This window comes from Pseudomonas sp. PvP001 (genome assembly GCF_040546375.1).
Taxonomy (GTDB): Bacteria; Pseudomonadota; Gammaproteobacteria; order Pseudomonadales; family Pseudomonadaceae; genus Aquipseudomonas; species Aquipseudomonas coleopterorum.
In genome coordinates this window covers 4,610,897-4,632,485 of sequence record NZ_JBEPNQ010000001.1, presented here as the reverse complement: position 1 = coordinate 4,632,485, position 21,589 = coordinate 4,610,897, and the positions used below count along the sequence as shown (strand labels likewise).

At 62.5% G+C, this 21,589-nt stretch carries 17 protein-coding genes and 1 pseudogene; 10 read left to right on the top strand and 8 right to left on the bottom strand.

Annotated elements, in window-relative coordinates; genetic code table 11:
* Positions 1–524: 524 nt before the first annotated feature.
* A complete protein-coding gene (locus ABMD26_RS21180) occupies positions 525–1,688 on the bottom strand; it encodes a PilT/PilU family type 4a pilus ATPase (RefSeq protein WP_049859379.1) in 1,164 nt (387 codons plus the stop codon).
* 86 nt (positions 1,689–1,774) lie between these two features.
* Here ABMD26_RS21180 and ABMD26_RS21175 point away from each other — a divergent pair, with 86 nt between their 5' ends.
* Positions 1,775–3,916: a hybrid sensor histidine kinase/response regulator gene (locus ABMD26_RS21175; protein ID WP_354311614.1), complete on the top strand. Its 2,142-nt coding sequence runs from the start codon at positions 1,775–1,777 to the stop codon at positions 3,914–3,916.
* A gap of 41 nt (positions 3,917–3,957) precedes the next feature.
* A complete protein-coding gene (locus tag ABMD26_RS21170; RefSeq protein WP_043189034.1) occupies positions 3,958–4,233 on the top strand; it encodes a peptidylprolyl isomerase in 276 nt (91 codons plus the stop codon).
* A gap of 166 nt (positions 4,234–4,399) precedes the next feature.
* On the opposite strand, the gene ABMD26_RS21165 is transcribed toward ABMD26_RS21170, so the two are convergent.
* Positions 4,400–4,657 carry a DUF1652 domain-containing protein gene (locus ABMD26_RS21165; RefSeq protein WP_192067172.1) on the bottom strand — a complete coding sequence of 86 codons (258 nt, stop codon included), beginning with the start codon at positions 4,655–4,657 and terminating at the stop codon, positions 4,400–4,402.
* 252 nt (positions 4,658–4,909) lie between these two features.
* Here ABMD26_RS21165 and ku point away from each other — a divergent pair, with 252 nt between their 5' ends.
* The gene (ku, locus tag ABMD26_RS21160) at positions 4,910–5,788 is read left to right on the top strand and encodes a non-homologous end joining protein Ku (RefSeq protein ID WP_354311611.1); all 879 of its coding nucleotides are present in this window, start codon (positions 4,910–4,912) and stop codon (positions 5,786–5,788) included.
* Positions 5,789–6,001: 213 nt separating this feature from the next.
* On the top strand, positions 6,002–8,776 hold the full coding sequence (locus ABMD26_RS21155; protein WP_354311609.1) for an autotransporter family protein: 2,775 nt from the start codon (positions 6,002–6,004) through the stop codon (positions 8,774–8,776).
* A 2-nt stretch (positions 8,777–8,778) separates the two neighbouring features.
* Here ABMD26_RS21155 and ABMD26_RS21150 read toward each other — a convergent pair whose 3' ends face one another.
* The 3 genes from ABMD26_RS21150 to ABMD26_RS21140 form a co-directional block, all read right to left on the bottom strand.
* A complete protein-coding gene (locus ABMD26_RS21150; protein WP_122743225.1) occupies positions 8,779–8,997 on the bottom strand; it encodes a hypothetical protein in 219 nt (72 codons plus the stop codon).
* Positions 8,998–9,109: 112 nt separating this feature from the next.
* On the bottom strand, positions 9,110–9,457 hold the full coding sequence (locus tag ABMD26_RS21145) for a hypothetical protein (protein ID WP_354311607.1): 348 nt from the start codon (positions 9,455–9,457) through the stop codon (positions 9,110–9,112).
* Positions 9,458–9,532: 75 nt separating this feature from the next.
* Positions 9,533–9,715, bottom strand: coding sequence for a hypothetical protein (locus ABMD26_RS21140; protein WP_354311605.1), 183 nt, complete (start codon positions 9,713–9,715; stop codon positions 9,533–9,535).
* Positions 9,716–9,881: 166 nt separating this feature from the next.
* Between ABMD26_RS21140 and ABMD26_RS21135 the strand changes: the two genes are divergently transcribed.
* Positions 9,882–10,226, top strand: a complete 345-nt coding sequence (locus ABMD26_RS21135) for a DUF6388 family protein (RefSeq protein WP_192067162.1) — start codon at positions 9,882–9,884, stop codon at positions 10,224–10,226.
* A gap of 72 nt (positions 10,227–10,298) precedes the next feature.
* Here ABMD26_RS21135 and ABMD26_RS21130 read toward each other — a convergent pair whose 3' ends face one another.
* Positions 10,299–10,505: a hypothetical protein gene (locus ABMD26_RS21130; protein ID WP_090358644.1), complete on the bottom strand. Its 207-nt coding sequence runs from the start codon at positions 10,503–10,505 to the stop codon at positions 10,299–10,301.
* Positions 10,506–10,682: 177 nt separating this feature from the next.
* Between ABMD26_RS21130 and potE the strand changes: the two genes are divergently transcribed.
* The 4 genes from potE to ABMD26_RS21110 all read left to right on the top strand — a co-directional run bounded on the left by potE (position 10,683) and on the right by ABMD26_RS21110 (position 17,618).
* On the top strand, positions 10,683–12,101 hold the full coding sequence (gene potE / locus ABMD26_RS21125) for a putrescine-ornithine antiporter (protein WP_354311602.1): 1,419 nt from the start codon (positions 10,683–10,685) through the stop codon (positions 12,099–12,101).
* Complete coding sequence (locus ABMD26_RS21120; RefSeq protein WP_320521724.1) at positions 12,098–14,383, top strand: Orn/Lys/Arg family decarboxylase; 2,286 nt, start codon at positions 12,098–12,100, stop codon at positions 14,381–14,383. Before potE ends, ABMD26_RS21120 begins: the two co-directional genes overlap by 4 nt.
* 190 nt (positions 14,384–14,573) lie before the next feature.
* Complete coding sequence (locus tag ABMD26_RS21115) at positions 14,574–17,075, top strand: ATP-binding protein (protein ID WP_502948351.1); 2,502 nt, start codon at positions 14,574–14,576, stop codon at positions 17,073–17,075.
* A gap of 117 nt (positions 17,076–17,192) precedes the next feature.
* Complete coding sequence (locus ABMD26_RS21110) at positions 17,193–17,618, top strand: type II toxin-antitoxin system HicB family antitoxin (RefSeq protein WP_354311597.1); 426 nt, start codon at positions 17,193–17,195, stop codon at positions 17,616–17,618.
* 153 nt (positions 17,619–17,771) lie between these two features.
* Here ABMD26_RS21110 and ABMD26_RS22300 read toward each other — a convergent pair.
* Positions 17,772–17,912, bottom strand: a pseudogene (locus ABMD26_RS22300) (excalibur calcium-binding domain-containing protein); the annotation flags it as partial.
* A 449-nt stretch (positions 17,913–18,361) separates the two neighbouring features.
* On the opposite strand from ABMD26_RS22300, the gene ABMD26_RS21100 reads away from it, so the two are divergent.
* The gene (locus ABMD26_RS21100; RefSeq protein WP_354311595.1) at positions 18,362–19,948 is read left to right on the top strand and encodes an ABC-F family ATPase; all 1,587 of its coding nucleotides are present in this window, start codon (positions 18,362–18,364) and stop codon (positions 19,946–19,948) included.
* A 312-nt stretch (positions 19,949–20,260) separates the two neighbouring features.
* Here ABMD26_RS21100 and ABMD26_RS21095 read toward each other — a convergent pair whose 3' ends face one another.
* A complete protein-coding gene (locus ABMD26_RS21095) occupies positions 20,261–21,454 on the bottom strand; it encodes a sensor domain-containing phosphodiesterase (protein ID WP_134721888.1) in 1,194 nt (397 codons plus the stop codon).
* Positions 21,455–21,589 lie beyond the last annotated feature (135 nt).

Below are 21,589 nucleotides of genomic sequence, written 5' to 3'. Positions count from 1 at the left end.
GTGTGTCTGGATGAACGCGGTGTAGCCGGACGCGGCTTGCACCGCTGCTACAGGGGTCCGCGTTCCATCAACAGCGTCTGCGGTGCATCTGGAACACCGAGGCCTTGCGCATTTCCTGTAGCAGCTGCGCAAGCTGCGTCGGCGGTATGCGCGGTGTGTCTGGATGAACGCGTTGTAGCCGGACGCGGCTTGCGCCGCTGCTACAGGGGTCCGCGTTGCATCAACAGCGTCTGCGGTGCATCTGGAACACCGAGGCCTTGCGCATTTCCTGTAGCAGCGGCGCGAGCCGCGTCGGCGGCATACGCGGTGTGCCTGGGTGAACGCGGTGTACCCGGACGCGGCTTGCACCGCTGCTACAGGGGGCCGCGTTGCATCAACAGCGTCCGTGGGCATTTCACACACCGTGGTATTGCGCATTTCCTGTAGCAGCGGCGCGAGCCGCGTCGGCGGTATGAGCGGTGTGTCTGGATGAACGCGGTGTAGCCGGACGCGGCTTGCGCCGCTGCTACAGGGGCGGTGGTGGGTCAGTGAGGGGTTTCTGGGTCATCTGCCACCAGGCCCCAATCTGCGCTTTTGCGGTCGGGGGCAGGTGTGGGTGGGGCCGGTGCGGTGGTGTGTTGCACGCCTTCTTCGCCTTGCAGTTTCAAGCGCAGGCGCAGGTTGTTCACCGAATCGGCATTCTTCAACGCTTCTTCTTCACTGATCGCCCCTTCCACGGCCAGCTCGTAGAGCGCATGGTCGAACGTCTGCATGCCCAGGTTCACGGATTTCTCCATGATGCCCTTGAGCTCGGAAAACTCGTTGCGGTGAATGAAATCGCGGATGGTCGGGGTGCCCAGCATCACTTCCACCGCCGCGCGACGCTTGCCGTCGGTGGTGCGGACCAGCCGCTGCGAGACGAACGCCTGCAGGTTGTTGCCCAGGTCGTTGAGCAGCTGCGGACGGCGGTCTTCGGGGAAGAAGTTGATGATGCGGTCCAGCGCCTGGTTGGCGTTGTTGGCGTGCAGAGTTGAAATGGCCAGGTGGCCGGTGTCGGCGAACGCCAGCGCGTGCTCCATGGTTTCGCGATCGCGGATCTCGCCGATCAGGATCACGTCCGGCGCCTGGCGCAGGGTGTTTTTCAAAGCCGCCTGGAAACTGCGCGTATCGACACCCACCTCGCGCTGGTTGATGATCGATTTCTTGTGCCGGTGGATGAACTCCACCGGGTCCTCGATGGTGATGATATGCCCGCTGCTGTTGCGGTTACGGTAGTCGATCAGCGCTGCCAGCGACGTCGACTTGCCCGAACCGGTGGCGCCGACGAACAGCACCAGGCCGCGTTTTTCCATGATCACGTCGAGCAGCTTGCGCGGCAGCTTGAGGTCCTCGAAGCTGGGAATGTCGAGCTTGATGTTGCGTGCGACAATGGACACTTCGTTGCGCTGCTTGAAGATGTTGACCCGAAAGCGCCCTACCCCGTGGATCGACAGCGCCAGATTCATTTCCAGCTCGCGCTCGAAATCGATACGCTGCTCGGCGTCCATGATGCCGGCCGCGATCTCGGCGATGTCGCCGGGCTTCAACGCCTCGGCGCTCAGGGGCTTGAGCACGCCGTTGAACTTGGCGCAGGGTGGCGCACCGGTGGACAGGTAGAGGTCGGAGCCGTCCTGACTGGCCAGGAGCTTGAGCAATGCTTGAATTTCCATGTGCTGGGGTCCTGCGAAGGCCGTCGATAGTGAGTACGCTATAGCTTGGCTGCATCTGCAGCCGCGGTAAATCAAAGGATAACGCAATGAATGCCTCACCTGTGGGCGGCAAGGTCGCGACATTGATCGCAAGCATGGACTGGGCCGACAGTCCCCTGCCCGCCCCCGATGCCTGGCCGCAGAGCCTGCGCACCGCCGTGGACATCGTCACACACTCGCCCATGCCGATGCTGCTGCTGTGGGGCACGCAGCTGTGCCAGCTGTACAACGATGCCTTCGCGCTGCTGGTGGGCAGCAACCACCCGCGCGCCCTCGGCCAGCCGGTGGACAACATCTGGCCGGAACTCAAGGCATTCACCGACCCGATCTACGCCGCCGTGTTGCAGGGTGAGGTGCGCACCTTCAGCGAAAAGGACTTCAATCTGCCGCGCGAGGGTGATTCCGAACAGGTCTGGCTGGACCTCACCTACAGCCCGATCCGTGACGAAAACGAGCCGGTGGCCGGCATTCTGGTGACCGCCATCGAGGCCAACGAGCGGCGTGAAGTCAGCGCGTTGGGCCGTCGCGCCGAGCAGGAGCTGCGCGACCGGGAAGCGCATTTTCGCATGGCCATCGAGCTATCACCCGCCGTGCACTGGACGGCCGAGGCCAATGGCCGGACCGACGGCAAGAGCCAGACCGAGCGCTGGCGACAACTGACCGGTATTCGCGGTCTGCAGCCGGACGAAGACTGGGCACAGCTGATGCACCCGGATGACCACCTGCCGACCCTGGACACCTGGCAACTGGCAGTGAGCACCGGCCGCCCCTACGACGCCGAGTACCGCTTGCGCATGGCCGACGGCAGCTATCACTGGATGCATGCCCGCGCACTGCCCGAGCGCGATGCCGATGGCGTGATCCGGCAGTGGTTCGGCATGACCGAGGACGTGCAGAATCGCCGTCAGGTCGAGCAGGCCCTGCGCGAGCTCAACGAACATCTGGAAACCCGGGTCAGCGAGCGTACCCAGGCCCTGGCCGAGGTCAACCTGCGGCTACAGAACGAAATGCAGGAGCGCGAACGCGCCGAAGAGGCCTTGCGCCACGCGCAGAAAATGGAAGCGCTCGGCCAGTTGACCGGCGGTATCGCCCACGATTTCAACAACATGCTCACCGGCATCATCGGCAGCCTGGACCTGATGCAGCGCTACATCGACGCCGGGCGCAGCAGCGAGATCAAGCGCTTCAGCGAGGCGGCGATCAGTTCGGCGCATCGCGCGGCGGGCCTGACCCACCGGCTACTGGCGTTTTCGCGACGCCAGTCGCTGGACCGCAAGCGCCTGGCGCCCAACGAGCTGGTGCATTCACTGGAAGAGCTGTTCAGCCGCACGTTGGGCGAGCATCTGCAACTGCGGCTGCAATTGGCGGACGATGTATGGCCGGTGAACACCGATGCCAGCCAACTGGAAAACGCCCTGCTCAACCTGGTCATCAATGCCCGCGACGCCATGCCCGAGAGCGGCGTACTGACCATCGAGACTGCCAACTGCGAACTCGACGCCTCGCCGGAGGGCGCGACTCTGGAACCGGTCAAGCCACGGGCCTATGTGATGTTCCGGGTCAGCGACAACGGCAGCGGCATGAGCGCGCCGGTGCTGGCCAAGGCGTTCGACCCCTTCTTCACCACCAAGCCCATCGGCCAGGGCACCGGCTTGGGGCTGTCGATGATCTATGGCTTCGCCCAGCAATCGGGCGGCCAGGTGACGTTGCAGAGCCGGCCTGGCGAGGGCACCTGTGTGCGCCTGTACCTGCCGCGCCACAGTGAACCGTTCGGCGAGACCGCCGAGCAACGCATTCCAGTCGTGGCACCGATGGCCCAGGCCGGAGAAAGCGTGCTGGTGGTCGAAGACGATCCGGCGGTGCGCATGCTGGTGCTGGATGTGCTGGATGAACTGGGCTATGCCGCGCATTCGGCGGCCGACGCCAGTGCCGCATTGGCGCTGCTCGAAGCAGGTTTGCACATCGACCTGCTGGTCACCGATGTGGGTCTGCCAGGGCTCAACGGCCGACAATTGGCAGAGATTGCGCGCCAGCAGCGGCCAGGCCTGAAGGTGCTGTTCATCACCGGCTACGCGGAAAAGGCCGCCGAGCGTTACGGATTCCTGGCCGAGGGGATGGACATGATCACCAAACCGTTTTCCATCGAGCGACTGGGCAGCAAGATCCGCGACATGATCAACCTGTCCTGATTTGCGGCATAATCAGCGGCTTTTTCAGCGAGCATCGGGTAATGAAGGCACAAGCAAGGCACATTCTGGTCAAGACTGCCGAGGAAGCGGAAGCACTGCGCCTGCGCATCGCCAAGGGCGAGGCGTTCGATGTGCTGGCGAAGAAGTATTCGACCTGCCCGTCCGGCAAGCGCGGCGGCGACCTGGGCGAGGTTCGCCCTGGGCAGATGGTCGGAGCGATCGATCAGATCATCTTCAAGAAGCCGCTGCGTACGGTGCATGGCCCGGTGAAGAGCAAATTCGGTTACCACTTGGTACAAGTGTTCTACCGCGACTGACACCACATCGGCAGACACCGCGCTCCATCAGAGCCACCGCCCACTTGCGATGCCGCATGGACGAACGCCGTGGTCCCTGAAAACGACCACCCCTGTAGCAGCGGCGCAAGCCGCGTCGGCGGCACACGCGGTTCGTTGAAATGAACACGGCACAGTCGTTGCTGATTCAGAGGTACTCGCCGACAGCCTTCGGCATCTGATGCTGACGCTTGAGATCGGTGCGCATACCCGCAATCAGATTGGAAATCGCTCGGCTGCTGGTCAACTGCTCGGTGCGGATTCCGCTGAGTGTGTAGTCGACCTTATGCGTCGCCTGATCGAACACACGTACGGTCAAGGACCGATCGGTGGCCTGGGTGCACTGGCAGCGCTGGGGCAGGAAACTGCTTTCAATGATGTTGCGCAGTTCAAGGGTGGACAACATGATGACACTCCATTCTTGGTCTTATCCCTGAAGTCGGGCTTGCCCGAAGACAGTGCACCTTTCATGCCCTCTGCACCAAAAAGCACTTCCCATATCTATCAATGAGTTAGCCTTGAGGCTCGATCCACGGGTCGTGCATTGTGCAAGATTACGGTGCACCGCCCTTGCAATTTGCATAACACCAAGCCATTGAAACTTTGCCGATCACCGTAGGGTCCCCTGCAGACACACCGCTCAGGGACAGTTTTCACCATGGCAAGAGCAATCTGGAAAGGCGCGATCAGTTTCGGTCTGGTGCACATCCCCGTGGCCCTGGTTTCGGCCACTGCCTCACAGGGCGTCGACTTCGATTGGCTGGATAAACGCAGCATGGACCCGGTCGGCTACAAGCGCATCAACAAGAAGACCGGCAAGGAGATGGACAAGGAAAACATCGTCAAGGGCGTCCAGTACGAGAAAGGTCGCTACGTTGTCCTGGGCGAAGACGAAATCCGAGCGGCCCACCCTGTGTCGACACAAACCATCGACATCTTCTCGTTCGTCGATCGCACCCAGATCCCCCTGCCCAATATAGACACGCCCTACTTCCTGGCCCCGGATCGCCGTGGCGAAAAAGTGTATGCACTGTTGCGGGAAACATTGATCAGCACCAAGAAAGTTGCACTGGCTCTGGTGGTATTGCACACCCGCCAATACCTGGCTGCGCTGATGCCGCTGGACGGTGCACTGGTGATGGTGAAGTTGCGCTGGCCTTCCGAAGTGCGTGACCTGGATATTCTGGAACTGGGCAAGGACGTGAAAAAGCCCGAACTGACCAAGAAAGAACTGGACATGGCCAAGCGTCTGGTCGAAGACATGAGTGGCGATTGGCAGCCCGAAGAATATGTCGACAAGTTCGAGCAGAAGATCATGGCGCTGGTCGAGAAGAAGGCCAATAAAGGTGAAATCGAAGACGTGGAAACCGAAGCCGGCCAAGCGTCACGGCAGACCGCCGACGTCATCGACCTGACCGAGCTGCTCAAGCGCAGCCTTGCCGGCAAGCCATCCGCTGCTGCCAAGCCCAAGCCGGCCAAGGCGAAAACCGCCGCAAAAAAAGCCCCGGCCAGACGCAGTCCGCGCAAGGCTTCTTGAGCACGAACAGCCAGGAACACCTTTGCAACTAATAGCGGCATCGATGAATAACTTTTTTCATCCATACCGCTATTGAATAACTTCATACCGTTCTGTCTTTTAAAGCAACTTCCAACATTCGTCGACTACACTCGTTGCAATATTTGATTCCATCAACCACTTGATTGCTCACCGCGTCTTGTTTCGCGGCGAACGCGTGTGTGGGAGTTGTCGATGAACACCAACGAGTTGTTTAGACACCGCTGCTTATTGACCGCGTCGCTGTTGACCAGTTGGGCCGCCTCCGACATGGCGTCGGCCGACTGCACGTTCGCCCCCGGCCTGGGCAATGACGCCTACGTGTGCGACAGCGGAACAGCTCCCTCGCTGAGTGATCTGCTGGGTAACAACAGCCTGACCCTGCCACCCGATGGCAACGGCACCATTACAGGAGCGGTCGAGTTCGGCCCTGGCCAGGACAGCGTGCTGATGGGCTCGGGCAGCATTGGCGGCGTGCTGAACACCGGTGCAGGCGCGGACACGGTGATCGTCAGCGGCGGGCGATTGTTCTCCCTGGTTCAGGGCGATGGCGCCGATACGCTCGAAGTGCTGGGCGGTACCATCAGCGGCGCGGTCAGCCAGGGCAGCGGCATCGACAGCTTCATCATGCGCGGCGGGCAGATCCAGTCGCTCAGCCAAGGTGACGGGCTGGACACCTTTTCGATGACCGACGGCACCATCGTTGGCGCCTTCGAGGACGGCGACATCGCGCGGATGAGCGGCGGCACCATTGGCCGAGTCGACATGAAGCTGGACAACAACCTGTTCGAGCTGTCTGGAGGCCGCATCAACGGCAACCTGGTCGCAGGCTTCGGCAACGATACCATCGCCGTCTCCGGTGGCAGTATCGGCGGCAGCATCAGCGTCAGCGGCGGCACCGACCAAGTGACCGTGAGCGGGGGTGATATCGGCGCCAACGTCCTGATGAGTTTTGGCGACGATCGCTTCATCTGGCGCGACGCGGGCCTGATTCACGGCGCGATCAGCCTGGGCCCGGGCAACGACACCGCGCTGTTGAGCAATCTGAATGAGACTCGGCTGGCGTCGCCCAGCCTGATCTACGGCGACGCCGGAGTCGATACCCTGACCTTCGACAACAGTCGCAGCGTGGGCGGCGCACGCTACAGCTACTGGGAAACGATCAACCTGAGCAACGGATCTGTGTTGGACCTGCCCGATCGCCTGACGCTGGCCGATGACTCGACACCCGCGAACAGCGGCCTGCTGACCCTCGACCGCAGCAGTACCCTGGGCGCCACCCAAGGCTCGGTGGGCCCGATCGTCGCCGGTCAGACGATCACGCTGAACAATGCAGGCCTGATCGACCTGACCCGCAGCGGCGCCCAGGCCGGTGATCGACTGACCGTCATCGGCAACTATGTGGGCGATGATGCCCGGCTGAAACTGCAGACGGTGCTGGCCGGAGACGACGCCCCTTCCGATCGGCTGGTCGTGGCCCAAGGCACGCTCAGTGGCCGCACTGCCATCACGGTGGATAATCTCGATGGCCAAGGTGCGCAGACCGCCGCCAACGGCATCGCCCTGGTCGAAGCCACGCAAGGCGCGACCAGCACCGACGGTGCCTTCACCCTGGCCAACGACCTGTCGGTCGGCGCGTATCAGTATTACCTGTTCAAGGGTGGGATCACCGCGGGCAGCGAGAACAGCTGGTTCCTGCGTTCATCCGTGGTGGCGCCGCCAGTGGTGGTACCGCCGGTCACTGAGCCGCCGGTGATTGAACCGCCTGTGGTCCAGCCTCCCATAGTCGAACCGCCTGTGATCGAGCCGCCAGTGATCGAACCCCCTGTGGTCGAGCCGAAACCCCCGGCAGTCGAACCGCCCGCAGTCGAGCCACCTATCATCGAGCCGCCAGTCCAGCCGCCGCCTCCTGAACCCGAGCCAACGCCACCCGCCCCTGCGCCGGGCGCTCAGGAACCCATCGCGGCGATCGGCACACCAAACCTGCCACGCCCGGCCCCTGGTCAGAGCATCGTGCTGTATCGCATCGAAGTACCCGCCTACAGCGTCGTACCGCCTGCTGCCGCCTTGCTGGCGCTGGACAGCCTGGGGAGCTTCCACGAGCGTCAGGGCGAGCAAAGTCTGCTCAGGGAACGCGGCGTCCTGCCTGCCGGGTGGGCCCGAACCTTCGGCAGTCACGGGCGACAGCAGTGGGCCGGCGCGGCGATCCCCAATTTGAGCAGCAATATCAGTGGCTACCAGGTAGGTCATGATCTGTTCGCCATCCTTGGCGACAGTGGCTACCGCCAGCACGCCGGGCTGTTCGTCGGGAATGCTCGACTGGATGGCAAGGTGCGCGGCTTCGCCCTGGGCTTCGACGACACCCCTTCGGGCAACATTCGCCTGCGCGCCGACAACCTCGGCGCCTATTGGACGGTGGTCAGCCCCGCAGGGGCCTACCTTGACCTGGTCGCGATGAGCACTCGATTCGAGGGGCGCAGCCGCTCCGAACGCGGCTATACGCTCGACCTCGACGGACACGGAGTGGCTGTTTCCCTGGAGGCCGGTTACCCGCTAAGACTCAACGAGCAATGGCTGCTGGAGCCGCAGGTGCAGGTGGTCGGACAGAAGATCAAGCTGGACACGGCGCGTGATCCCGTGTCGAAAGTGGCATTCCACAGCGAGCACTATTGGCGGACACGCCTGGGAGTGCGTTTGAAAGGTGAGTATCGGGTGGGCGGTACGCCGGTCGAACCCTATGTTCGGGCCAACCTTCGGCACACGTTGGACGGCGAAGACGCAGTGACCTTCGATGACATCGATACCCTGCGCAGCCAGCATCGGGCGACCCAAGCCACACTGGGCGTGGGCCTGGCCGCGCGGCTCAGCGACGACGTCAGCCTGTACCTGAACACCGACTACGCCCGCAGCCTGGATTCACAACCTCAGGAAAGCCTGCAGGGCAGCCTGGGGTTGCGAATCAGCTGGTAGGCTCAGGCCGGATCGTCCGGGCTCATGTCGGCGTCGCCGGTCTGGGTGCGCACCTGGCGCGGGTCCAGCTCAGGGTCGCGGTCCATCGGCATGGGCGACAGGCCTTCGTCGCCAGGCCGCACGTCCTCGTCGAGCTTGCCCTCGGCGAAGGGTTCGGGCGCGGCCGGATCGTTGGGACGGTCCAGAGGGTCTGGAATCTGCGTCGAACTGCTGGGTGCCATATCATCCTCACAAAGCACAGTGATTTTGTTGTATCGATGAAGTCATGGCATCAGACGCGACTGCAGCGCAGGGGTGCAGATTATTTTGACGCAGAATCAGGACGTTTCGCGCTTAAAGGCAGGTGGCCAGCGATGCCAGTCGGCGCGTGGCGACCTCGCCCTGCTCGCGGGCATAGAAGCTGACCTGGCTACCGGCACCGCGTGGGCGGATGTCGGCGAAGTACGTGGCTGCGGGAGTGAACACGGTGTAACCGCCCTCGCTGGCTTCACTGGACGCATCGGTCATCACGCCGAACATGGCTTCGTCCTGCCAGCTGAACTGCACGCATTGGGCGATCTTCTGCGCCGGTTTCTCCGACGTCATGGTCTGCACCGGCGCAGTGCTGCGCGCCTGTTTCATGTTGAGGCTGGTGCAACCGGTGAGTACGCACAGGCCAAGTACTGCAGCGATGATTCGCATCGTCGTTTCCATTCCGGATTCAGATAAACCGCGAATGTAGCATCGACGCGAACAGGCAGCATCAGCGACGAAACATCATTGGCAAAGGTGCATGGCGGTGAGCAGCAGGAAGAAGGCACCCAGCACCTCGAAATGGCCCAGCAGCCAGATGCCGAGGCGCGAGCGCCCGACTGTCCCGGAGCGGCCACACCATTGCGGCCATAGAGTGGCCGAAGTCGCCAGCACGGCGCCTGCCAACAGCAACAACACGTAGGCCATCGCAAGGTCCTGCGGTGATGAATGAAGATAGGCCTTAGTGCTCGCCAGACACGGCGCGTTCCACTGGGTTACGTGCTGTTCGTCACAAAACCGGCCGCACCCGGCATTGCCTGCATCGACAGGGGCCTGCACAATCGTGCCCTTTCCCACACCGATCGAAGGCCCCATGGCAGAACCCGATTCGCGTCACCAGGCCGCACTGGACCGTTTCCTCGAGATGAGTCCCGAGCTGCAAACGGAACTGGATACCCTCAACCCCCTGGCCGCACGTGCGGCAGGGCTGAGCATCGAGGAATACCGCGCCGAACGCCTGCACGAGGCCTTCGAAGAAGCTGCCAATGGCCAGGACCTGTTCGCCTGGGAGCTGACCCTCAAGCTCACCGCCGACACCCCGGAAGACTTTCAGGCGCAACGGCTGGAGGTTCACAGGGAAGTGGCCGAGATGGCTGGCATGCCGTGGGAGGAGTACATGCAGCTCAATGGCCTGAAGGACGCCTCGGGCTCGGCGTAAAATGCAAGCACCCTGCGCAAGGCAGGGTGCAGGTTCACTGGGCAGGCCGGGCTCTTATCTAGAGGATATTAGCTAGAGGCTGTTGCCGGGCGAAGGCTCTTCGTCTTCGTCGACGGGTGGATTGGCCTCGGTATCGGGTTCTTCCACCGCCTTGTTGCCAGGCGAGCCGTCCTGTTCGTCATCATGCTCGTCGTGGATATCAGGGTAGCCCTCTTCCCCGCTACCTGGCTCGGCGGGCCCTGGATACGGATTCTGCGGGTGGTTGTTGTCTTCGACCATGATATGTCTCCTTTCGTGGCGCGGTTCATCCGCACCTGATAGTGGGAGATCACCGCAACCCGGGAAGTGCCGCTGACGTGACGAGCGGTTTGCCCTTCCCTGCAAACCAGACACTGCCTTGTCTTCTGAGGTTTCTTTGCTATAGCTAAAGGCCTCTCTGATCATTCAGGCAATGGAGTGGCCGTCATGAAGAAGATGAGTGTGAGTCAGCTGACCATGCTGACAGCCGTCAACATGCTGGGATCCGGCATCGTTCTGTTACCCACCAAGCTCGCCGAAGTCGGCGGCATCTCGATCCTCTCCTGGCTGATCACGGCTACCGGCTCCCTGGCCCTGGCCTATGCCTTCGCCCGCTGCGGCATGCTCAGCCGCAAGACCGGGGGCATGGGCGGTTACGCGGAATACACCTTCGGCAAGTCGGGCAACTACATCACCAACTACACCTACGGACTGTCCCTGCTGATCGCCAACGTGGCGATTAGCATCACGGCGGTCGGATACATTCAGACGCTGTTCGATATCAGACTCGATTCGCTGCAAGTGGGCCTGGCGACCATCGCGCTGTTATGGCTGACCACCTTCGCCAACTTCGGCGGCGCGAGCGTTACCGGCAAGATCGGTTCGATCACGGTGTGGGGCGTGATCGCACCCGTGGTGCTGGTGTCGACGATCGGCTGGTTCTGGTTCGACAGCGGCACCTATGCGGCGGGCTGGAACCCCCACGACATGCCTTGGTACGAAGCGGCCGGTGCCTCGGTGGCAATCACTCTGTGGGCGTTTCTTGGCCTGGAATCGGCGTGTGCCAACGGCGACGCCGTGGAAAACCCGGAAAAAAACGTACCCATTGCCGTGCTCGGCGGCACGTTGGGAGCGGCGGTGATCTACATCCTGTCTACCAATGTGATTGCCGGCATCGTCGACAATGCCGAACTGGTGTCCTCCACCGCGCCGTTCGGCCTGGTGTTCGCCAAGATGTTCACGCCGATGATCGGCAACCTGGTCATGGGCCTGATGGTGCTCGCCTGTATCGGTTCGCTGCTGGGTTGGCAGTTCACCGTGGCCCAAGTGTTCAAGAGCTCGGCCGACACCGGCTACTTTCTGCCGATCTTCGCCAAGGTCAACGGGCACGGGGTGCCGATCATCAGCATGCTGATCCTGCTCGCCATCCAGACCGCGATGGCCTTGCTGACCATCAGCCCTGACCTGGCCAAGCAGTTCGACACCCTGGTGAACCTGGCGGTGGTCACCAACCTGGTGCCGTACATTCTGTCGATGGCCACCTTGATGACCTTGCAGAAGGTGTCGAATGTCCCGGCCAACAAGGCCTTGATAACCAACGTCGTCGCCGCGGTCGCGACGGCCTACAGCTACCTGGCACTGTACAGCTCGGGGGCCCAGGCCCTGATGCTGGGTGGCGTGGCGACCATCGTCGGCTACACGCTGTTCGGCTTCGTCAACAATCGGCTGATCCGCCTGGAAGCCGTCAATAACAGCGTCCCGACCCAGACGGTGGCGGCACAACATATCGTCGGTGAGGCGGTCCCCGTGAACGCTCTGCCCACACTCAAGACCCCAGCCCTGGAGGCGCGACCATGATGGACCATAGAAACCTGCTCGGCATGCTGGCATTGTTGATCAGCGACCAGCCAGACAAGCGCACCGTGTTCGGGCGGGCGCTGATCCAGCTGATCACCGACGTGGAAGAACGATCCATCAGCGTGATCACCTCCGAGCGTCTGGACGATGCCAAGTCGATCCTGAGCACCGACCCGGCGATCCAGTGCGTATTGCTCAGTTGGGAAATGGACAGGAGTGCCGACCACCAGCAATGCATCGACCTGCTCACCACACTGCGCGAGCGCAACACGCGGGTCCCGGTATTCCTGATCAGCGACCGCAGCACCGCATCCAACGTGCCGTTGATCGTCATGCAGCACGCCGACGATTTCATCTGGCTGCCCGAGGACACCAGTCGTTTCCTCAGTGGGCGGATCCTGGCGGCCATGGAACGCTATCGCCAGGCGGTGCTGCCGCCCATGTTCGGCGCCCTGCTCAAGTTCGCCCGCAGTTATGAATACTCCTGGCACACCCCGGGCCATGCCGGCGGTACGGCCTTTCTGAAAAGCACGGCTGGCCGGGCGTTCTATGAGTTCTTCGGGGAAAATCTGCTGCGCTCCGACCTGTCCATTTCGGTCGGCGAACTGGGCTCGCTGCTCGACCACAGTGGCCCCATTGGCCAGGGCGAGCGGTATGCGGCCAAGGTGTTCGGCGCCCATCGCACCTATTACGTCACCAACGGCTCGTCGATGTCGAACCGGGTGATCCTGATGGCCAGCGTCACCCGCGATCAGATCGCGCTGTGCGACCGTAACTGCCACAAATCCGCCGAGCACGCGATGACCCTGTCCGGGGCGATTCCGACCTACCTGGTGCCGACGCGCAATCGCTTCGGCATCATCGGCCCGATCCTGCCGCAGACGTTGAGCGCCGCCGCGGTGCGTGCGGCGATTGCGAGCAACCCGCTGGTCGGGCCGCACATCGATCCCACGCCGGTACACGCCATCGTCACCAACTCCACCTATGACGGCTTGACCTACAACGTCACGCGGGTCGAGGAATTGCTCGGGCAAAGCGTCGACCGGCTGCACTTCGACGAGGCATGGTATGGCTACGCGCGGTTCAATCCGTTGTACAAGGATCGCTTCGCGATGCACGGCAGCCCCGATGACCACGACGCCTCCAAGCCGACGGTGTTCGCCACCCAGTCCACCCACAAGCTGCTGGCCGCGCTGTCCCAGGCATCGATGATCCATGTGCGCAACGGGCGCAATCCTATCCCTCACGCTCGCTTCAACGAGTCGTACATGATGCACGCCTCGACCTCGCCCAACTACGCGATCATGGCCTCCTGCGACGTCAGTTCGGCCATGATGGAGGCGCCGAGCGGGCAGATCCTGACCAATGAATCCATCGAGGAAGCCATCGCGTTTCGCCAGGTGATTTCACGAATGCACGCCGACATGCGGGCCAACGACGACTGGTTCGTGTCCTGCTGGCAGCCGCCGTCGATAGACATCGGCGGGACCGCCATCGACTTCCATGAAGTCGACCCGCTCAGGCTCAAGTCCGACCCGAACTGCTGGGTGCTGCACCCCGGCGAGATCTGGCACGGTTTCGGCGACATCGAAGACGGTTACTGCATGCTCGACCCGATCAAGGTGTCGATTCTGACCCCCGGCATGGGCGACGACGGGCAGTTGCTGGACTTCGGCATTCCGGCCTGTGTGGTGAGTGCGTATCTGGGCCGGCAAGGGATCGTGGTCGAGAAAACCACCGACTTCACCCTGCTCTTCCTGTTCTCCATCGGTATCACCAAGGGCAAGTGGGGCACCCTGGTGAACGCACTGCTGGATTTCAAGCGCGACTACGACGCCAACCTTGAGCTGGAACTGTGCCTGCCCGACCTGCTCGCCGTTACGCAGCAGCGCTACAACGGCATGGGCCTGCGCGATCTGGCCGAAGAGATCTTCACGGCGATGAAGGCCAACCGCACCACTGCCGCCATGGCCGCAGCCTTCGGTACGCTGCCACAGGCCGAATTCAGCCCGGTGCAGACCTACGAGAAACTGGTGCGCAACGAGGTCGAACTGGTGACGCTGGACGATGCGGCCGGACGGGTCGTGGCGACGGGTATCGTGCCCTACCCGCCCGGCATTCCGCTGCTGATGCCCGGCGAGAACGCCGGGGCTGCGGACGGTCCGCTGCTCGCCTACCTCAAAGCGCTGGAGAGTTTCGACCGCGCGTTTCCCGGCTTCGCCCACGATACCCATGGCATCGAGAACGATGGCGGTGTGTATCGGCTGTCGGTGCTCAGGTAGGGAGACCAACGGCAGTTTTCAGCTTTACGGCCGTGCTATCGGCTCGGCCGCATTTCTGAGAAACTGGACCGTCGGGCACCTCGCCCGGTACCTCTCTCATCCATCGGAGCTCCGCTTGCACATCGTACCCAAGGGTCTGGGCAGTGATGAACGACTGTCCCACGTGTTGCAGGCCAGCGAACGGCTGGCCATGGCCGAGTCCATCGAGGAAGTGGTCAGCGTTCTTCGCGACACGGCTCGGGCGACGGTGGGTGCCGAGGGCATCGCGATCGTCATCGAAAACGGCGGGCACTGCACCTACGTGGCCGAGGATGCGGTTTCCCCGCTGTGGAGCGGCAAGACGTTTCCGATCGATCGCTGCGTGTCCGGCTGGGCGATGCTCGACAACAAGACCTACGTCATCCCGGACGTGCGGCTGGACCCGCGTATCCCGCGGGAAGCCTACGACCCGACGTTCGTGCGCAGCCTGGTCATGGTCCCGATCGGCAAACCGCTGGCGGTGGCCGCGCTCGGCGCGTACTGGTCGCAGGTGCGCCCCCATAACCGCGACACCATCGAACGCCTGGAAAGCCTGGCGCGTCTGGCCACCATTGCCATTGAAAACGCGCGTCTGACCCAGGCGCGCAACCGCGCGGCCGCCATCGGCGCTGCGCAGAACCGCATGCTGGCGCTGGCAGTGGCCGAAGGCAGCCTGGACGTCACGCTGGAAGCGATCGTGCGCGAGGTCGAGACTCTGTCCACGTCCGGTCTGCTGGGAAACGTCCTGCTGCTGGACGAACAGGGGCGGCACGTGCAGCGCTGCGTGGGCCCCAACCTTCCTGGTCACTACACCGGGGCGGTCGAAGGCCTCTGCGTGGACTTGGACGCTGGCAAGACAAGCACCGGCGACAGTTCGAACGACGTGTTGGCAAACCAGCTGGCAGTGCTGGCCAACGAGCATGGCTTGCAGGTGTGCTGGTCGACTCCGATCCGTTCCACGCAGGGCGCCGTGATGGGTGCCGTCGTGCTGTATCACACAGAGGTACGGCAGGCCGTTCCGGCAGACGTCGAGATCATCGATTTCGTCGTGCAGACCATTGGCCTCATGGTGCACCGCGCGCAAGTCGATGTCGCCGTGCGCACCAGCGAAGCCCGGTTGCGCCTGGCGGTGGACCACGCCGATGTCGGGTTCTGGGATGTGGACCTGGTGCAGAACACGCTGGTGTGGCCACCGCAGACCAAGGCGATGTTCGGCATCTCGGCCGATGTGTCGGTCACCCTGGAAGATTTTTATCAGGGTCTTCACCCTCACGATCGCAGGGCGACCATAGAGGCCTTCACAGCGGCCATGGATCCTGAGCGCCGGGCGCTCTACGATGTGGACTACCGTACCATCGGTCGCGAGGATGGTGTGGTGCGCTGGGTGGCGGCCAAGGGACGGGCCGTGTTCGATGAGCACGGACGCTGTCTGCGCGTCACTGGCACGGCGATGGACATCACCGCCCGCAAGAATGCCGATGAAAAGCTGCGCGAGCTCAATGCCACCCTCGAAGGGCGCGTGGCCCAAGCCATCGCCGAGCGTGAAGAAGTCCAGTTGGCTTTGCGGCAGAGCCAGAAGATGGAAGCCATGGGGCAACTCACCGGTGGCGTGGCTCATGACTTCAACAACCTGCTCACCCCGATCGTCGGCACGCTGGACATGCTCCAGCGTCGAGGCGTGGGCGGCGAGCGGGAACAACGGCTGATCTCAGGCGCCGTGCAATCGGCGGACCGCGCCAAGACGCTGGTACAGCGGCTACTGGCCTTTGCCCGGCGCCAGCCGCTGCAGGCGGTTGCCGTCAACGTCGGCAAGCTGGTCACTGACATGGGCGACCTGCTGGCCAGCACCACCGGCCCGCAGATCAAGGTCGTCGTCGATGCGCCGGAGCATCTGCCCGCCGCAATCGCCGACGTCAACCAACTGGAGATGGCGCTGCTCAACCTCTCCGTCAACGCCCGAGACGCAATGCTCGAGGGCGGAACACTGCGCATATCCGCCTGCACGGAATCGATTGAGGCAGGGCATCGGTCGGGGCTTGCCGTGGGCAACTACCTCTGCCTGTCCGTCGCGGACACCGGCTCGGGCATGGACGCCGCCACGCTGGCGCGTGCGGTGGAACCGTTCTTCTCCACCAAAGGCGTTGGCCAGGGCACCGGCCTGGGTCTGTCAATGGTGCATGGGTTGGCCTCGCAGTTGAACGGCGCGCTGACCATTCAAAGCTCACCGGGCCTGGGGACCAACGTCGAGCTGTGGCTGCCGCGCAGCGTTGCCCTTCCCGCCGAGGCCCTGCGCTTGGTCGACACGCCGGAGCTGTCCTCCAGCCGTGGCGTCGCATTGCTGGTGGATGATGAAGAACTGGTACGGGCGAGTACCTCGTACATGCTGGCCGAGTTGGGCTATTGCGTCATCGAGGCCGCGTCCGGCGAGGAAGCCATCGCCCTGATGGACACCGGCGAGGCCTTCGATCTGCTGATCACCGACCACCTCATGCCGGGCATCAGCGGCACCGATCTGGCCAGGCAAGTCCGCTGCTCCCGGCCGGGGACCGCGATCCTGCTGGTTTCGGGCTATGCCGAGCGCGAAGGCCTCGACCCCGACCTGCCGCGGCTGAGCAAGCCGTTTCGGAAAAATGAATTGGCGATGAGTCTGGCGCGGTTGGGGCGTGAGGGCTGAGCTCTATCTGCCGGAGGAACTGCCCGAAGGAACCCGAAAGGGGATTATTAAACAACTGGGGCTTTGATAGTGTTTTCGCTTTCCTGACAGCAGGACTATTACCCGGAGAACGAAGCCATGTATGACTATGCAATCAGATTTGAACAAGACTCTGTTCCGGGTCTCGCGGTCTACTGCAGAGACCTGCCCGAACTGAACAGCTTTGGGGAGGACGAACAGCACGCTGCCAACGAGGCCGTTGACGCAATAGAAACAACGCTGTCGATCTACGTTGACCAACGACGTCCAATTCCGCAGGCATCAGCGCCGCAACAGGGCGAGCGAATCATTCACCTGCCTGCTGTAACCGTAGCGAAGATTGTGCTTTGGAATACGATGATAGAGCGAGATATGCGCAAAGCCGATCTGTGCCGGTTGCTGGGGGTTCATCAAACCCAAGGGGATCGTCTGGTAGATTTTCTGCATACATCCAAGATGGAGCAGATCGAGACGGCACTGGCTGCCATGGGCAAGCGTCTCGCCGTTTCAGTTGAAGCTGCCTGATCATTTGGCAACGACGCTATTTGAACGAGCCGCGTCAGCGACCGTGCATGCAGAGGTCGACGGTCGCTTGGCTCTCTTAGGCGGATGGTGAAAAACTGAAAGCACTACTGATTAGCCTCCTCTGTGTACAGAAGCCGCGTAGGAAAAACGCTGTCATTTGCACCACTGGGTTTCGCAGGGAATGCCGTCATTGTTGCCATCCATTTTCATACCAGGGCAATTCTGCAGAAAAGCCATCGCCTCGGCACAGGACGTCATTTGAGAGCAGTACTGTCGACCATCACAATTGAATGGGACGCGGCTGGCCAGAGGCTTCAGCGGCGTTGGGGATACAAGGCCGCCTGAATTGGCTGAGGAATCGGAATTCAGCCATCCAGCGATCTGTGGGAAAAACTTCCAGGCGATAATGGCTGCAACCACCAAACAGACGAGAGTCTTCAATGTTTCATCCCTGATCAAAAAATCCAAGCCGACATTTTCAGAGCTCGAATCACAGAAAACAACCCCTGCCCTTCGCGGCGTCTGCGGGTGATCGGCGGGCAAAGCCATGTCCTGTCTGGGCTTCAGGGGCCATGAATTCGCGACCGGCCGCCGTACAACTACCGCCGTACCTATGCGACAATAGCCGCACTGTCCGGTCTGCATCCCGCCTTTATTGCCCGGCTCCAGCGTGTTATCGCGTCGGCCTCGAATCGGTATCGCCTGAACCCAACGCTCCCCCCAGTTATTGATAGGTAAGCTCCTTGATCTCCACAGCTAACATCACCATGCAGTTTGGCGCCAAGCCGCTGTTCGAGAACGTTTCCGTGAAATTCGGCAACGGCAACCGCTACGGCCTGATCGGCGCCAATGGATGTGGCAAGTCGACGTTCATGAAGATTCTGGGCGGCGACCTGGAGCCCTCGGGTGGGCAGGTCATGCTCGAACCGAACGTACGCCTGGGCAAGCTGCGTCAGGATCAGTTCGCCTACGAGCAGTTCAGCGTGATCGATACGGTCATCATGGGCCACGAGGAGCTGTGGAAGGTCAAGGCCGAGCGCGACCGTATCTACTCGCTGCCGGAAATGAGCGAAGAAGACGGCATGGCCGTCGCCGAGCTGGAAACCGAGTTCGCGGAAATGGACGGCTACACCGCCGAGTCCCGTGCCGGCGAGCTGTTGCTGGGTCTGGGCATTCCGCTGGAACAACATTTCGGCCCGATGACCGAAGTCGCGCCGGGCTGGAAGCTGCGGGTGCTGCTGGCACAGGCGTTGTTTTCCGATCCTGAAGTGCTGTTGCTCGACGAACCGACCAACCACCTGGACATCAACACCATTCGCTGGCTGGAAAACATTCTCACGGCGCGTAACAGCACCATGATCATCATTTCCCACGACCGGCACTTCCTCAACAGCGTCTGCACCCACATGGCCGACCTGGATTACGGTGAGCTGCGTCTGTTCCCAGGCAACTACGACGAGTACATGACTGCGGCGACCCAATCGCGCGAGCAGCTGCTGTCGGACAACGCCAAGAAGAAAGCCCAGATCGCCGAGCTGCAAACCTTCGTTTCGCGCTTCTCGGCCAACGCTTCGAAAGCCAAGCAGGCGACGTCGCGGGCCAAGCAGATCGACAAGATCCAACTGGCCGAGGTCAAGCCTTCGAGCCGTGTGAGCCCGTTCATCCGCTTCGAGCAGAACAAGAAGCTGCACCGCCAGGCGGTCACCATCGAGCGCATGTCCAAGGGTTTCGACGGCAAGCCGTTGTTCGAGAACTTCAGTTTCGTGGTCGAGGCTGGCGAGCGTGTGGCGATCATCGGCCCGAACGGGATCGGCAAGACCACCCTGTTGCGTACCCTGGTCGGCGAACTGACCCCGGACGCGGGCGCGGTGAAGTGGACCGAGAGCGCGGAGCTTGGCTATTACGCCCAGGACCACGCGCACGATTTCGAAGACGACATGAACCTGTTCGACTGGATGGGCCAGTGGACACAGGGCGAGCAGATGGTGCGTGGCACCTTGGGCCGCATGCTGTTCTCCAACGACGAGATTCTCAAGTCGGTGAAGGTGATTTCCGGTGGTGAGCAGGGGCGCATGCTGTTCGGCAAGCTGACCTTGCAGAAGCCCAACGTGCTGATCATGGACGAGCCGACCAACCACTTGGACATGGAGTCGATCGAGGCACTGAACCTGGCGCTGGAGAACTACCCTGGCACGCTGGTGTTCGTCAGCCACGACCGCGAGTTCGTCTCCTCCCTGGCCACCCGCATCATCGAGCTGAGCGCCAGCGGCGTGGTCGACTTCAGCGGCACGTACGACGACTACCTGCGCAGCCAAGGCGTGGTTTTCTAAACCCCAAGTCCCTGTAGCAGCGGCGCGAGCCGCGTCCGGGGGCGCTGCGTTTGCTCTGACCCTCCGCGTGCGCCGCCGACGCGGCTTGCGCCGCTGCTACAGGGGTGAGCGAACGTTTCCAGAGACGGTGCGTGCGCGATCCGTGTAGCAGCGGCGCGAGCCGCGTCCGGGGGCGCTGCGTTTGTTCTGACTCTCCGCGTGCGCCGCCGACGCGGCTTGCGCCGCTGCTACAGGGGTAAGCGAACGTTCCCAGAGATGGTGCGGGCGCGGTCCCTGTAGCAGCGGCGCGAGCCGCGTCTGGGGGCGCTGCTGCTACAGGGGTTCGGGGCGGCCGAGGAGGAAGCCTTGGGCGTTGGCGGCGCCCAGGCGTTTGAGTTGCGCCAGTTCGGCTTCGGTTTCCACGCCTTCGGCGACAATCACGCTGCCGGTCTCCCGGGCGAAGGCGATCAAGGCCGACGCCATGGCGCGTCGTTGGAAATCCTGATCGATACCGCGGGTCAGGCTCATGTCGAGCTTGATGATGTCCGGGCGCACCTGAAGGATGTGCCGCATGCTGGCATAGCCGGCGCCCGCGTCATCGATCGCCACCCGTACGCCTCGCACCCGCAATGGCTGCAACGCCACCTGCAACGATGCGTAATCCTGCACCACGGCATGTTCGGTCAGCTCCAGCACCAGGCGTTCGGCGGGATACTCCTGGAGAACCCCCAGCAAGACGCCGCTGAGCACCAGCTCCGGCGAGCAGTTGATGCTCAGGTAGGTGTCCGGCGCCAGCCGTGACAGCCCGGCCAGCGCTTCGCGGATGGCGAGGCATTCCAGCTCCGTTCCCAGCCCGACTTCGGCGGCTTCCTTGAACCACACGTCCGGAGTGCGTGCCGGTACGCCGCTGAAACGTGACAGGCACTCCCACCCCGCCACACGCATGGTGTGCAGGTCGAAGATCGGCTGATAGACCACTCGCGGCTGACGCGACTCGATGACTTCCAGCACTCGCGAGGTCTTGATGTCGTGGTCGCGGGCCCTCTGCAGATCGGTCTCGAGCCGCTCGGCGATCAGTTCGGCGAAGACGTTCATCATCTTCAGATCGCGCTCGCTCAGCCCCGGATCGGGCGTGTGGCTGAAGCAGCAAAAGGTCCCGTACAATCGGCCATCGCTCAAGTGGATGGGCACGCTCATGTGCGCACCGACCGGCAGGCCTGGGGTTTGGGGCACGGCCATGGCGGCCGGCAATTGACCGGTGTCACGAATCAATCCGGGCAGTTCGCCGCTGACAACGCCGCGACAGTAGCCAGCGCTCATCTCGAGCACATCCCCTGGGCTGAGCGGCACCGGGCTGGCGGCATCGACGTGAGTGAACACGCGGTCGCTGTCGCGAAAATGGGAAACGAACGCTACATCCATGCCTAGATGTGTGCGCATGGCGCGCAACACACGATCCACGCAGCCCGCCTCGGTGGCAGACAACGGCTTCAGCGCAACCAGGTCCATCAGGTTATCGGCTGTCATGACGCACTATCGCCTCCTAATGTGATAGTGCCATCAGTGTAGATGGACCTCCCCCCCTCCCTTCAAGTAAAAAACGACGAGACGCCCAACGGTAGGCTCGAATCGCTCCGCAACCGGCGGCGGCGAACGGGCGTG

Excerpts from the sequence above, each read along its gene's own strand:
- ABMD26_RS21115 (WP_502948351.1), top strand. The coding sequence starts at position 14,574 with ATGGCCGAGTCCATCGAGGAAGTGGTCAGCGTTCTTCGCGACACGGCT.
- ABMD26_RS21150 (WP_122743225.1), bottom strand. The coding sequence starts at position 8,997 with ATGGCACCCAGCAGTTCGACGCAGATTCCAGACCCTCTGGACCGTCCC.
- ABMD26_RS21120 (WP_320521724.1), top strand. The coding sequence starts at position 12,098 with ATGATGGACCATAGAAACCTGCTCGGCATGCTGGCATTGTTGATCAGC.
- ABMD26_RS21180 (WP_049859379.1), bottom strand. The coding sequence starts at position 1,688 with ATGGAAATTCAAGCATTGCTCAAGCTCCTGGCCAGTCAGGACGGCTCC.
- ABMD26_RS21110 (WP_354311597.1), top strand. The coding sequence starts at position 17,193 with ATGTATGACTATGCAATCAGATTTGAACAAGACTCTGTTCCGGGTCTC.
- ABMD26_RS21155 (WP_354311609.1), top strand. The coding sequence starts at position 6,002 with ATGAACACCAACGAGTTGTTTAGACACCGCTGCTTATTGACCGCGTCG.
- ABMD26_RS21130 (WP_090358644.1), bottom strand. The coding sequence starts at position 10,505 with ATGGTCGAAGACAACAACCACCCGCAGAATCCGTATCCAGGGCCCGCC.
- ABMD26_RS21140 (WP_354311605.1), bottom strand. The coding sequence starts at position 9,715 with ATGGCCTACGTGTTGTTGCTGTTGGCAGGCGCCGTGCTGGCGACTTCG.
- ku (WP_354311611.1), top strand. The coding sequence starts at position 4,910 with ATGGCAAGAGCAATCTGGAAAGGCGCGATCAGTTTCGGTCTGGTGCAC.
- ABMD26_RS21175 (WP_354311614.1), top strand. The coding sequence starts at position 1,775 with ATGAATGCCTCACCTGTGGGCGGCAAGGTCGCGACATTGATCGCAAGC.
- ABMD26_RS21135 (WP_192067162.1), top strand. The coding sequence starts at position 9,882 with ATGGCAGAACCCGATTCGCGTCACCAGGCCGCACTGGACCGTTTCCTC.
- ABMD26_RS21165 (WP_192067172.1), bottom strand. The coding sequence starts at position 4,657 with ATGTTGTCCACCCTTGAACTGCGCAACATCATTGAAAGCAGTTTCCTG.
- ABMD26_RS21170 (WP_043189034.1), top strand. The coding sequence starts at position 3,958 with ATGAAGGCACAAGCAAGGCACATTCTGGTCAAGACTGCCGAGGAAGCG.
- ABMD26_RS21145 (WP_354311607.1), bottom strand. The coding sequence starts at position 9,457 with ATGCGAATCATCGCTGCAGTACTTGGCCTGTGCGTACTCACCGGTTGC.
- ABMD26_RS21095 (WP_134721888.1), bottom strand. The coding sequence starts at position 21,454 with ATGACAGCCGATAACCTGATGGACCTGGTTGCGCTGAAGCCGTTGTCT.